General features: G+C 70.7%; 13 protein-coding genes. 11 read left to right on the top strand and 2 right to left on the bottom strand.

Annotated elements, in window-relative coordinates:
* Positions 1-104: 104 nt before the first annotated feature.
* The 4 genes from OG948_RS05605 to prcA all read left to right on the top strand — a co-directional run bounded on the left by OG948_RS05605 (position 105) and on the right by prcA (position 2,564).
* Positions 105-314: a ubiquitin-like protein Pup gene (locus OG948_RS05605; RefSeq protein ID WP_395873014.1), complete on the top strand. Its 210-nt coding sequence runs from the start codon at positions 105-107 to the stop codon at positions 312-314.
* Positions 315-506: 192 nt separating this feature from the next.
* Positions 507-926 (top strand): endonuclease VII domain-containing protein, encoded by a 420-nt coding sequence (locus tag OG948_RS05600; protein WP_406294299.1) that lies wholly within the window; start codon positions 507-509, stop codon positions 924-926.
* The gene (gene prcB, locus OG948_RS05595; RefSeq protein WP_395873016.1) at positions 878-1,723 is read left to right on the top strand and encodes a proteasome subunit beta; all 846 of its coding nucleotides are present in this window, start codon (positions 878-880) and stop codon (positions 1,721-1,723) included. The genes OG948_RS05600 and prcB overlap by 49 nt, the downstream gene beginning before the upstream one ends.
* Positions 1,724-1,787: 64 nt before the next feature.
* Positions 1,788-2,564: a proteasome subunit alpha gene (gene prcA, locus OG948_RS05590; protein ID WP_406294298.1), complete on the top strand. Its 777-nt coding sequence runs from the start codon at positions 1,788-1,790 to the stop codon at positions 2,562-2,564.
* A gap of 73 nt (positions 2,565-2,637) precedes the next feature.
* On the opposite strand, the gene OG948_RS05585 is transcribed toward prcA, so the two are convergent.
* Entirely contained in the window at positions 2,638-3,660 is a 1,023-nt protein-coding gene (locus OG948_RS05585; RefSeq protein ID WP_406294296.1) for a LacI family DNA-binding transcriptional regulator, read from the bottom strand.
* Between the two features lie 158 nt (positions 3,661-3,818).
* Between OG948_RS05585 and OG948_RS05580 the strand changes: the two genes are divergently transcribed.
* From OG948_RS05580 to OG948_RS05560, 5 genes are all read left to right on the top strand, one after another.
* A complete protein-coding gene (locus OG948_RS05580; RefSeq protein WP_406294294.1) occupies positions 3,819-5,048 on the top strand; it encodes an MFS transporter in 1,230 nt (409 codons plus the stop codon).
* Between the two features lie 9 nt (positions 5,049-5,057).
* Positions 5,058-6,419, top strand: coding sequence for a Pup--protein ligase (gene pafA / locus OG948_RS05575; protein ID WP_355532574.1), 1,362 nt, complete (start codon positions 5,058-5,060; stop codon positions 6,417-6,419).
* Between the two features lie 132 nt (positions 6,420-6,551).
* The gene (locus tag OG948_RS05570; RefSeq protein WP_406294293.1) at positions 6,552-7,388 is read left to right on the top strand and encodes an ABC transporter ATP-binding protein; all 837 of its coding nucleotides are present in this window, start codon (positions 6,552-6,554) and stop codon (positions 7,386-7,388) included.
* Positions 7,389-7,471: 83 nt separating this feature from the next.
* A complete protein-coding gene (locus OG948_RS05565; RefSeq protein WP_406294291.1) occupies positions 7,472-8,380 on the top strand; it encodes an FKBP-type peptidyl-prolyl cis-trans isomerase in 909 nt (302 codons plus the stop codon).
* Positions 8,381-8,460: 80 nt separating this feature from the next.
* Positions 8,461-8,838 carry an FKBP-type peptidyl-prolyl cis-trans isomerase gene (locus tag OG948_RS05560; RefSeq protein ID WP_406294289.1) on the top strand — a complete coding sequence of 126 codons (378 nt, stop codon included), beginning with the start codon at positions 8,461-8,463 and terminating at the stop codon, positions 8,836-8,838.
* A 67-nt stretch (positions 8,839-8,905) separates the two neighbouring features.
* On the opposite strand, the gene OG948_RS05555 is transcribed toward OG948_RS05560, so the two are convergent.
* Complete coding sequence (locus tag OG948_RS05555; RefSeq protein ID WP_406294288.1) at positions 8,906-10,000, bottom strand: DUF3866 family protein; 1,095 nt, start codon at positions 9,998-10,000, stop codon at positions 8,906-8,908.
* Positions 10,001-10,128: 128 nt separating this feature from the next.
* Here OG948_RS05555 and OG948_RS05550 point away from each other — a divergent pair, with 128 nt between their 5' ends.
* Both OG948_RS05550 and OG948_RS05545 read left to right on the top strand, forming a co-directional pair.
* Positions 10,129-11,112, top strand: coding sequence for a helix-turn-helix transcriptional regulator (locus OG948_RS05550; RefSeq protein WP_395873024.1), 984 nt, complete (start codon positions 10,129-10,131; stop codon positions 11,110-11,112).
* On the top strand, positions 11,109-12,083 hold the full coding sequence (locus OG948_RS05545) for a helix-turn-helix transcriptional regulator (RefSeq protein WP_395873025.1): 975 nt from the start codon (positions 11,109-11,111) through the stop codon (positions 12,081-12,083). The genes OG948_RS05550 and OG948_RS05545 overlap by 4 nt, the downstream gene beginning before the upstream one ends.
* The last annotated feature ends 2 nt before the right edge of the window (positions 12,084-12,085 follow it).

Below are 12,085 nucleotides of genomic sequence, written 5' to 3'. Positions count from 1 at the left end.
CGTTGGCACCTACACCCCCGCTCCTTCGGGATCGGGGGTGTAGGCCCTCCGGGGAATGGATAAGCACCGGTTCAAGGAAATGATCACAAGGTGGGGTGAGTGACATGGCCACTAAGGACAGCGGCGGTCAACAGCGCGCGACAAAGCGCTCGGAAGAGGTCGACGAGACCACTACCGAAGCGCAGTCCGACGTGCAGGAACGCCAGGAGAAGTTGACGGACGACGTCGACGCGGTATTGGACGAAATCGATGAGGTGCTCGAGGAGAACGCTGAGGAATTCGTTAGGGGATTTGTCCAAAAGGGTGGTGAATAGGGGTAAATGTCCGATTTGAAATCGGGCAAGAATTGCCCTGACTGTAAGGGATGGAAGCCCGCTCAGGACTTCGGATCTAACGCAGCGAGTCCTGACGGGCTTTCATTCTATTGCCGTGAGTGCAACCGAAGGCGCAGTGCGCAAAGTTATCGTGCCCGGCGGGAGCGCGCGGGATTCAAGGTTCGACCGAAGGTGGATGTGCCGGACGGGCATAAGCGTTGTCCGAAATGCGAACAGATCAAACCGCACTCCGAATGGCATAAGAGTTCCCGACAATGGGACGGTCTGGCGGCGAACTGTAAATCATGTCGCAAAATCGACAGTCGAGCCGGATACTTCATGCGCAAATACGGCCTCACCGAGGCCGACCTGCAGCGCATGCTCACCGACCAAATGGGCGTATGTCCGATCTGTGTCGCCGCCAGGCCCGAACACGTCGATCATGATCACGAAACCGGTAGGGTCCGAGCCGTACTCTGCTTCAACTGCAATGCCGCACTGGGCATGTTCAAGGATCGACCCGACGCGTTGCGCCGGGCCGCAACCTATGTGGAAGGGATCGTGTGGAAGCCAACACTCGTGGCACCGGGCGTCTACCGGCTGCCTTCCTGACCCCCGGGTCGTCCTCGTTCGCCGAATTTCTCGACGCCTACCGGCCCGAACTGTTGCCCGCGCGTAGGACGCCTCCGGTGCAGCCCGTGACGATCGAGGCGCCGCACGGCACGACGATCGTGACCGCGACGTTCGACGGTGGCGTGGTGATGGCCGGCGACCGGCGCGCCACGATGGGGAACCTGATCGCACAGCGGGACATCGAGAAGGTGTTCCCGGCCGACGAGTACTCGGTCGTGGGCATCGCCGGCACCGCCGGGCTCGCGGTCGAGATGGTCCGGCTGTTCCAGGTCGAGCTGGAGCACTACGAGAAGATCGAGGGCACCACGCTGTCCCTCGAGGGCAAGGCCAACCGGCTGTCGCAGATGATCCGCGGCAACCTCGGCATGGCCATGCAGGGCCTCGCGGTGGTGCCGTTGTTCGCCGGCTACGACGTGGACGGCGGGGCCGGGCGGATCTTCAGCTACGACATCACCGGCGGCCGGTCGGAGGAGCACGGCTTCCACTCGGTGGGTTCGGGCTCCCTGTTCGCCCGAGGCGCGCTGAAGAAGCTGTACCGCCCCGGTCTGGACGCCGACGGCATCGTGACGGTGTGCATCCAGGCGCTCTACGACGCGGCCGACGACGACTCCGCCACCGGCGGGCCGGACCTGACCCGGCGGATCTACCCGGTGGTGACCCTGGTGACCGAAGACGGCATCCGCCGGCTCTCCTCGGAGGAGGTGGGCGCGATCGTGCGCACCGTGGTCGACGCGCGGATGGAAGACCCCAACGGCCCGACCGCGCCGCTGACGTGACCCCGATGTCGAGGACCCGAACAGCCGACCCTTCGAGACCGGCTCCGACGAAAAGGACTCCACGGTGACGACGCCCTTCTATGTGTCGCCGCAGCAGGCCATGGCGGACCGGGCCGACTATGCCCGCAAGGGCATCGCCCGCGGCCGCAGTGTGGTCGTGCTGACCTACGCGGACGGCATCCTGTTCGTGGCGGAGAACTACTCTCGCGCCCTGCACAAGATCAGCGAGATCTACGACCGCATCGCGTTCGCCGCGGTGGGCAAGTACAACGAGTTCGAGAACCTGCGGATCGGCGGCGTGCGCTACGCCGACATCCGCGGCTACTCGTACGCGCGCAACGACGTCACCGCCCGCGGGTTGGCGAACGTGTACGCGCAGACGCTGGGCACGATCTTCTCCAGCGGTGGCGAGAAGCCCTACGAGGTGGAGCTGATCGTCGCCGAGGTCGGCAGCGCGCCCGAGGACGACCAGATCTATCGGCTCACCTACGATGGCTCGGTGGCCGACGAGCACAACTACGTCGCGATGGGCGGCAACGTCGAGCAGATCACCGAGCAGCTCAAGCGCAGCCACCGCGAGGGGCTCACCCTCGAGGCCGCGCTCAAGGTGGCGGTCGACGCGCTCTCGCGTGACGGTGTCGGCGAGAAGCGCTCGATCACGGCCTCCCAGTTGGAGGTCGCCACGCTGGACCGGACCCGGCCGCAGCAGCGCAAGTTCAAGCGCCTGGTGGGCGGTCAACTGACCCGCCTGCTCGGCGAGGCGGAGCCGGCCGGCTCCGCGGTGGCGGAGGACGCGGCCGAGACCGCGCCCGAGGCCACGCCGGAGGCCGGCGAGGAGTAGTCCCGCGCACGTCACAGGGCCCGCGTACCGCGTCGGTGCGCGGGCCCTGACGTGTGTCGGGACCGGTGCGGCCTCAGTCGGACGCGGGCGGCGCGGTCGAGCCGCGCACCAGGAGTTCGCCGGGCAGCACCACGTCCGGGCCCGCGTCGCCGGTGTCCAGCAGGTCGAGCAGCGCGGTCATGCCGCGCGCGCCCAGTTCGACGGCGGGCAGCCGGACCGTGGTCAGTTCGGGTTCGACCACGCGTGCGTAGCGCAGGTCGCCGAAGCCGGTCACCGACACGTCCTCGGGCACCCGGATCCCGAGCGCGCGGGCGGCCTTGTAGGCGCCCGCCGCCTGGAGGTCGTCGTCGCAGACGAGCACGGTGGGCCGGGCCGGCGACGCGAGCAGCGTCAGCGCGGCCTCGCGCCCGCCGTCCAGGGTCAGCGGCGCGACGGCTTCGGCGACCACCTCCGCGGGCTCCAGCGCGGCCCGGAAGGCCTCGTCCCGGGCCCGGAACGTCCAGGTCCGCACGGCGGAGCCCAGCCGGGCGACCCGGCGGTGGCCCAGCCCGACCAGATACCCGGCCAGCGCGCGCATGCCCTCGGCCACGTCGTCGTTGACGGTCGGCACGCCGCGCCCGGGCTCGCTGTCCAGCATCACCAGGGGCAGGTCCTCGCTGCCCGGCCCGGCCGAGCGCAGCACGTCCAGCGGCTCGACGGCCATCGAGGACGCGAGCACGCCGTCGATGGCGGCCGAGGAGAACGGGTTCGGGCTCAGGTCGATGCCGTCGCGGGTGGGGTAGACCACGACGCCGAAGTCCCGTTCGGCCGCGACCCGCGCCGCCCCGGTGTGCACCGCGCCGAAGAACGGCGAGGTGAGCACGGGCACGACGAGCATCACGGTGCGGGTCCGGCCCAGGCGCAGCGACCGGGCCGAGTTGTTGGGTCGGTAGCCGAGCGCCGCGGCGGCGTCGCGGACCGCGGCGACGGTGGCGGGGGAGACCCGGCCGTGCCATTTGTCGGCGAGGACCAGGGACACGGTGGACTGCGACACGCCGGCGTGTTTGGCGACGTCCTTGCTGGTCGGGCGACCGGCGGGGGGCGGGGGCGACGGCAAGGGGACCTCGGGCGCGGTGTCGGGGACGGGGCGGGCCCAGCGTAGAACCCGCTTGCCATGCCGGTGGGCCGGCAGGCACAGTGGTAATCGATAGTCATACGTATGACTGGACGGTGTGCGGACGTGTCGGGTGCGGCACGGGAGGGCGGTACCCGCGGATGCGGACCTATCTGGACCTGCTGCGGGTGCCGTACGCGGCGCGCCTGCTCGGCGGCACGCTGTTCGGCCGATTGCCCAACGGCATGGGCGCGTTGGCGGTGTTGCTGCTGGTGCGCGCGGACGGCGGCGGCTACGGGCTCGCGGGCGCGCTGTCCGCGGTCTACGGCCTGGCGAGTGCGGCCGGGCAGCCGGTACTCGGCCGGTGGATGGATCGGCGCGGGCAGACCGGCGTGTTGCTCGGCTCGGCGCTGGTCTCGGCGCTGGCCTACGCCGTGTTCGCGCTCGTGGGCGCCCACCCGCTGCCGCTCGCGGTCGGCGCGGTGCTGGTCGCGGGCTTCACCACGCCGCCGCTGGAGGCGGGCCTGCGCGCGCTGTGGCCCTCGGTGCTCACCCCCGAGCGGGTGCAGGCGGCGTACGCGCTGGACGCCGCCGCGCAGGAGATCCTGTTCACCGTGGGGCCGCTGATCGTGGTGGTCGTGGTGCAGGTGGCCTCGGCGGAGCTGGCGGTGTTGCTGACCGGGTTGATCGGAGTGGCGGGCACCCTCATCGTGGTCACCGCGCGGCCCTCCCGAATCTGGCGCGGCGAGCAGCACACCCCGCACTGGGCGGGCGCGCTGCGTTCGGCCGGTCTGCGGGTGGTCCTGGTCGCGTTCACGCTGGCGGGCATCGCGCTGGGGGTGCTCAGTGTCGCGGCCGTGGCGTACGCCGACCACGAGGGTTCCGGTGCGCTGTCCGGGGTGTTCCTGGCGGCGATGTCCTTCGGCGCGCTGCTGGGGGGTCTGGTGCACGGGGTGCGGGCCTGGCGGACCCCGCCGGCGCGTCGGTTGTTGTGGTTCATGTTGTGGCTGACGGTGTGTTATCTGCCACTGACGGCGGTGCCCGGCCCGTGGTTGATGATGCCGCTCGCGGTGTTGTCCGGGGTGTTCCTGGCGCCCGCGATCGCGTGCGTGTTCAGCCTGATCGACGAGTTGGCGCCGCGCGGCACGGTGACCGAGGCGTTCGCGTGGCTGGTGGCCGCGATCGGGGCGGGTTCGGCACTGGGCATGGGGCTGGCCGGCTGGGCCGGGGAAGTGGCCGGCGCGCGGGGCGCGTTCGCGGTCGCGGGCGTCGGCGCGGCGCTCGGATTGCTGGTATTGCTGGCCGGTCGGGGCCGGCTGATTTCAAACGTGATCCATTTTGTGGAAACCACCGACGCGGAGTTGTCCCGGAACGGCACGTCGTCGGCGTAATGTTGCCGCATGGACCGCCGCATCTTCGGGCTGGAGAACGAGTACGGCGTCACCTGTACGTTCCGGGGGCAGCGCAGGCTCTCCCCGGACGAGGTGGCGCGCTACCTCTTCCGCCGAGTCGTTTCGTGGGGCCGAAGCAGCAATGTCTTCCTACGCAATGGGGCCCGGCTGTATCTGGACGTGGGCAGCCACCCCGAATACGCGACGCCCGAGTGCGACTCGGTGCCGGAACTTGTCGTGCACGACAAGGCCGGTGAGCGCATTCTCGAAGGTCTCCTCGTCGACGCCGAACGGCGGCTGCACGAAGAGGGCATCGCGGGCGACGTGTATCTCTTCAAGAACAACACCGATTCCGCCGGCAACTCCTACGGTTGCCACGAGAACTATCTGGTGGCGCGGCACGGGGAATTCTCCCGGCTCGCCGATGTGCTCATCCCGTTCCTGGTGACCCGTCAGATGTTGTGCGGCGCGGGCAAGGTGCTGCAGACGCCGCGTGGTGCGGTGTACTGCGTGAGCCAGCGCGCCGAGCACATTTGGGAGGGTGTCAGTTCGGCCACGACCCGTTCCCGTCCGATAATCAACACGCGCGACGAACCGCATGCCGACGCCGAGCGCTATCGGCGGCTGCATGTGATCGTCGGCGACTCCAACATGGCCGAGCCCACCACGCTGCTCAAGGTCGGTTCCACCGATCTGGTGCTGCGGATGATCGAGGCCGGGATCGTGATGCGCGATCTGACCCTGGAGAACCCGATCCGGGCGATCCGCGAGGTCAGTCACGACATGACCGGTTCGCGCAAGGTGCGGTTGGCCAACGGCCGCGAGGCCAGCGCGCTGGACATCCAGCGGGAATACCTGACCAAGGCGCAGGAGTTCGCGGATCGCCGGGGCATTCGCACCGGCACCGTGGAGAAGGTGCTCGATCTGTGGGAGCGCACGCTCGACGCGATCGACTCCGGCAACCTGGACCTGGTCGGCCGCGAGATCGACTGGGTGATCAAGTACCAGCTCATCGAGCGGTATCGGGCCAAGCACAACCTGCCCATGTCCTCGCCGAGGGTCGCCCAGATCGACCTCGCCTACCACGACATCCACCGGCGCCGCGGTCTCTACTACCTGATGGAGAGACGCGGGCAGATCGACCGGATCGGCAACGATCTGAAGATCTTCGAGGCGAAGTCGCTGCCGCCGCAGACCACTCGCGCGCGCCTGCGCGGCGAGTTCATCAAGAAGGCCCAGGAGCAGCGGCGCGACTTCACCGTGGACTGGGTGCACCTCAAGCTCAACGACCAGGCGCAGCGCACCGTGCTGTGCAAGGACCCGTTCCGGTCGGTGGACGACCGGGTGGAGAAGTTGATCGCCAGCATGTGATCGCCCCGGGATGCTCACCGAGGGTGATCGAGGGCCGGCGGTCTCGACCCGCGCCGGCCGGCATGTGAGACGAAGCCGTCGCCCGCCCCCTCCCCGAGTCGGGAGCGGGCGGGCGACTGGCATGCTTGCTCGATGGTCGATACACCTACATGGGACATCGCTCCACCGGTCTTCGAGCTCGACGCGGTGGATGTGTGGGCGCACGGGCCCGGCGGGCGCACGGACATGCTCGTGGGCGTGGACTGGACGGTCCGCGAGGGCGAGCGCTGGGCGCTGCTCGGACACAACGGCGCGGGCAAGAGCACGATCCTGGCCCTGGCCGGCGCGCTGCGCTTTCCCGGCAACGGCACGGTGACCGTACTGGGCCGACAGCTCGGCCGGGTGGACGTGCGCGAGGTGCGCGCGCAGGTGGGCGCGGTCAACGCGGCGCTGCGCATTCCCGAGTACCTGAAGGTGACCGACTACGTGCTCACCGGGGCGACCGGCACGGTGCAGCCGCTGTACGGCAGGTACGGGCCGGCCGAGCGGGCCCGGGCCGCCGAGCTGATCGCGCTGCTGGGCCTCGACCGGCTCGCGGATCGGGAGATCGCGGTGTGCTCGCAGGGCGAGCGCGGCCGGGCCCGGATCGCCCGGGCGCTGATGCCCGACCCGCGGCTGCTGCTCCTGGACGAGCCGGCCAACGCGCTGGACCTGCCCAGCCGTGAGGAACTGCTGGAGGCGATCGACTCGCTGACCCGGGAGCTGCCGCGGCTGACCCTGGTGATCGTCACCCACCACCTGGAGGAACTGCCCAGCTCGGTGACCCACGCACTGCTGCTGCGTCGCGGTGCGACGGTCGCGGCGGGGCCGGCGCACGAGGTGATGACGGACGCCAACCTGAGCGAGTGCTTCGGCATCCCGCTGTCGGTGCGCGCCGAGGACGGGCGCTGGGCCGCCCGGCTCAAGCGGCCCGGCCGCGAGGTCGCCTGAACAGGGTTGTCGTCTTCACGTCGTCCTCACATCCGAACCCCATAGAGTGTCCCGGTCCTTGTCCATCTCAGCAGAGGAACATCGTGCGCCGTCTCGCTGCGCTCCTTCTGGTCCCCGCACTGGCCTTCACCGCGGTCGCGTGTGGCGATGACGACGGAGGAAAAACCGTTACACCGATCGTGACCGGAGCCTTCGGGCAGAAGCCGGACATCAAGATCCCCAAGGGGAAGTCCGGCGACAAGACGACGTCCAAGATCCTCATCGAGGGCACCGGTGACGTGATCAAGAAGGACGACTACGTCGTCGCGGACACCGTCGGCAAGAACTGGGACGGCACGGACGCGGGCAACTCGTACGACACCAAGACTCCCGAGGTCTTCCAGGCGGGCAGCCAGGAGCTTCTGAAGGAGATCGGGCAGGGGATAATCGGCAAGAAGACCGGTACCCGGATGCTCGTGGTGGTGCCGGCCAAGGTCACCCAGGAAAAGCAGGCCGTGGTGCTGATGCTGGACCTGAAGTCGACCAAGACGATCGACCCCAAGACGGAGGCCAAGGGCGCCGCGGTGACCCCGCCGGCCGGCCTTCCGGTGGCCAAGGTCGAGTCCGGCAAGGCCGCGGAGATCACCATCCCGCCGGGCGCGACCGCGCCGACCAAGCTGACGGTCCAGCCGCTGATCGAGGGCACCGGCCCGGTGGTCCAGAAGGGCCAGACGCTGGTCGCGCAGTACACCGGCGCGCTGTTCGACAAGGGCACCAAGTTCGACTCGTCGTGGGACCACGGCGGCGCGACCGCGTTCAAGATCGGCGTCGGCCAGGTCGTGACCGGTTGGGACGAGGGTCTGGTCGGGCAGAAGGTCGGCAGCCGCGTGCTGCTGGTCCTGCCGCCGGACAAGGGGTACGGCGCGGAGGGTTCCGGCGAGAAGATCCCGCCGAACTCGCCGCTGGTGTTCGTCGTGGACATCATCGACGCCCTGGGCGGCACGGCGGCCTGACGGCCCGTCGCGCACCGGATCGGGCGATCGGCCCGATAGGTTGGACCCGCATTCAGCACTCGAACGGATACGGAAACGCTGTGACAGAGCTTACGAAGCCCGAGATCGACTTCCCCGAGGGCGGCGTGCCCGCCGAGCTGGAGATCACCGAGATCTGGGAAGGCGACGGCGCGGTGGCCCAGGCGGGCCAGAACGTCAGCGTGCACTACGTCGGCGTGGCCTTCTCCTCCGGCGAGGAGTTCGACGCGTCCTGGAACCGCAACGCCCCGCTCGACTTTCGGCTGGGTATCGGCCAGGTCATCGAGGGCTGGGACAAGGGTGTGCAGGGCATGAAGGTCGGCGGCCGGCGCAAGCTGGTCATCCCGCCGCACCAGGCCTACGGCGACCGCGGCGCGCCGGGCGCGATCGCGCCCGGCGAGACGCTGATCTTCGTGGTCGACCTGATGAAGGTCGGCTAGTCGTACGACGCACCCGGCCCCGGTTCGCGCGAGCAGCGCGGGCCGGGGCCGCGTTCGTTCCGGGGCCCTAGTGCGGGCTCTTGGCCGGGAGTTCGGCCGCGAATCGGCCGGCCGCGGCGGCGGCCAGGAAGTAGGCGTGGTCGGCGTCCAGGCCCCGGCCCATCGTGGACAACCGGGCCGGTGTGCCGCGCAGCGCGGCGTCCAGGCCGTCGACCGGCACCGTGTGCACGTCGTGCCCGGCGCGCAGCGGCTCGACGTCCGCCGCGACCCGGCTCGCCAGCGGCTCGGGCAGGGTGGGCACGATCACGTCGGCCCGGGCCAGCGCGACCCGGCCGTACGCGGTCAGGCAGTGGTGCGAGACGCCGCGATGGCGCTCGCGCCCGTCCGCGTCGGAGATCCGCAGCGAGGCCACGGGTCGGCCGCCGAGTGCGGCGATCGCGTTGATCGCCTCGCCCGCCGCGACCCCGGAGAAGCCCCACTGCGTGCCCGTGCCCAGGTTGCCCGGCCCCTGCGCGACGATCGCCAGATCCGCGCCCTGCACGTGCCGGGCCGCGAGCAGACCGGTGTGCAGGGTGACCGCCTCCAGGTCGCCGCCGAGTGCCTGACCCACCGTCACCGTGCCCGCCAGCCAGCCGTGTTCGCGCAGCGTGTCGACGGTCATCGAGAACCACAGCGGCAGCGTGCCGCCGTCGGTCATCACGTACACCACACGCGCGTGCGGGCGCGCGAGGCGGATCCCGGCGCAGATCGCGGGCAGCGCCGAGTGCAGGTCGGCGACCAGCACCGGCATGCCCTCCAGCGAGTCCGCGTCGCGCAGCGTCGCGTGGTGCGGCGAGTCCTGCTCGTCCACGCCGAGCACGACCGCCTGCATGGGTGTGTAGCGCGCCTTGACCACGTGCCCGGGGCCCGGCGGCGGATCCGGCGGCAGCCGATCGGGCAGCGCCACCACCAGCGCGTAGCCGCCGGTGCCCAGGCCCATGTCCTGCGCGGTGGTGTTGAGCAGCACGGTGTCGCCGACCTGCGGCGTGCCGGTCAGGTGCGGGTAGGCGATCGCGCGCAGCTCGCGCGCGGGGGCCGGTTCCGGTACGGCCGCGGTCAGTTCGACCGCTCCGCGCCAGGCCCGTCGGATCGCCGTCACTTCGCCGCGTCGCCAGGTGATCACGGTCCGGGAGCCTAACGCCGGCCGGTGTCGCCGGGCGAACCGGAGGGTCGGATTGCCGGGCCGGACCAATCCGACGCGCCGAACGCGGTACGGTCGGGGCTGCGCCTTGTGGGAGGGACTGGGATCTGATGGCGATTCCGAAGCAGGAGCGGTTGGTGAGCCTGGTGATGTGTCTGCTCGCCGCCCGTCGCTACGTCACGAAGGAAGAGCTGCGGCAGTCGATCGAGTCGTATCGGCTGTGCACGTCCGACGAGGCCTTCGACCGCATGTTCGAGCGGGACAAGGACGACGTACGCGAACTCGGCTTCATCGTCGAGACGGGGGCCAACGACCCGCTGATCGAGTCCGCCGACGGCTACCGGATCCGCCCCGAGAAGAACGCGCTGCCGCCGGTGGAGCTGGACCCCGAGGAGGCCGCCGCGCTCGCGCTGGCCGCCGGCGCCTGGCAGCAGTCCGCGCTGGCGGGGGCCGCGACCGGTGCGCTGTACAAGCTCAAGGCCGCCGGCGTGGAGATCGACTCGGCCCCGCTGACCAGCGTCGAGCCCCGGGTGACCGCGCGCGAGCCGGCCTTCGGGCCGCTGCTGGACGCGCTGCGCACCCGCCGCCCGATCCAGTTCGCCTACCGCCGCTCCGGTGCCGCCGAGGCCACGCCGCGGGTGGTCGAGCCGTGGGGGATGAGTTGTTGGCGCGGCCGGTGGTACCTGGTGGGCTTCTCCCGGGACCGGCAGGAACAGCGGGTGTTCCGGCTGGACCGGATCGCCGACAAGCCCAAGCCGAAGCCGCTCAAGGAGCAGTTCCGGGCCGAGGTGCCGGAGAAGGTGGACGTGCGCGGCCAGGTCGCGCGCTTCGCCGGTGAGGGCGGCGAGGGCATCGCCCGGATCCGGGTCCGCACCGGCGCCGGGTTCCCGCTGCGCGCCCGGGCGAGCGCGGTGGTGCCGGCGGGCGAGGGCTGGGACGAGTTGGAACTGAGTCACGGACACGGACTGCACCACTGGCTCGCCGAGTTCGGCCCCGACGTGGTCGTGCTGGAGCCGCTCCATCTGCGCGAGGCCGTGGTCGCGCAACTGCGCGAGGCCGCCGGTGAGGCGACGGGACAGGTGAAGGTCGGATGAGCAACGCGATCGACGACACCCGGCGGCTGTTGTCGCTGGTGGCCTACCTGCGCGAGCGCCCCGGCACGCATCTGGACGACGTCGCGCGCGCGTTCGGCCTGCCGGTCGCGCAGGTCGAGGCGGACCTGGGCACGCTGCACATGTGCGGCACCAGCTTCATGGCCGACGATCTGCTCGAGCCGCACGTCGACTTCGAGGGTCGGGTCTTCCTGGACAACGCCGACGCGCCGGTGCGGCCGGTGCGGCTCGCGCCGCACGAGGCGCTGGCCCTGCTGGTGGCGCTGCGCGCGCTGGCGGGCCTGTCCGGGCTGCGCGAGCGGGACAAGGTCGCGCTGGGCCGGGTGACCGCCAAGCTGGAGGACGCGGCCGGTGAGGCCGCGCGCGCCGCCGAGGGGGTGACCGTGGAGTTCGAGGGCGACGACGCCGCCCAGGAGTCCGCGTTCGCCACGATGGACCGCGCGGTGAGCGAGCGGCGCCGGCTGCGGCTGCGCTATTACGTGCCGCGCCGGGACGAGATCACCGAGCGCGAGGTGGATCCGATCCGGCTGGTGCTGGTCGACGGGCACACCTACCTGGTGGCGTGGTGTCGGCAGGCCGAGGGCCGCCGGTTGTTCCGGCTGGACCGGGTCGCCGAGGCGGTGCTGCTGGACGAGGCGTCCGAGCCGCAGCCGGTGGAGCCGCTGGACCTGGCGGACGGTTTCGCGCCCACCGCCGCGGACGGCATCGAGGTGGTGCTCGAACTCGGTCCCGGCGGACGCTGGGTCACCGAGTACTACCGCTACGACAAGGTCGAGGAACTGGCCGACGGCGGCCTGCGGTTGACCCTGCGCACGCCCGACCCGGCCGGGATCCGGCGGCTCGCGCTGCGCCTGGGCGGGCACGGCAGGGTGATCTCCCCGCCGGAGCTCGTGGACGATGTACGACGGACCGCCTCGGCCGCCCTCGCGGCCTACGCGGACCAGGCCGGCTGATT

It is taken from the genome of Embleya sp. NBC_00888 (assembly GCF_045207655.1).
Taxonomy (GTDB): domain Bacteria; phylum Actinomycetota; class Actinomycetes; order Streptomycetales; family Streptomycetaceae; genus Embleya.
This window is presented reverse-complemented; position numbering and strand designations above follow the sequence as displayed.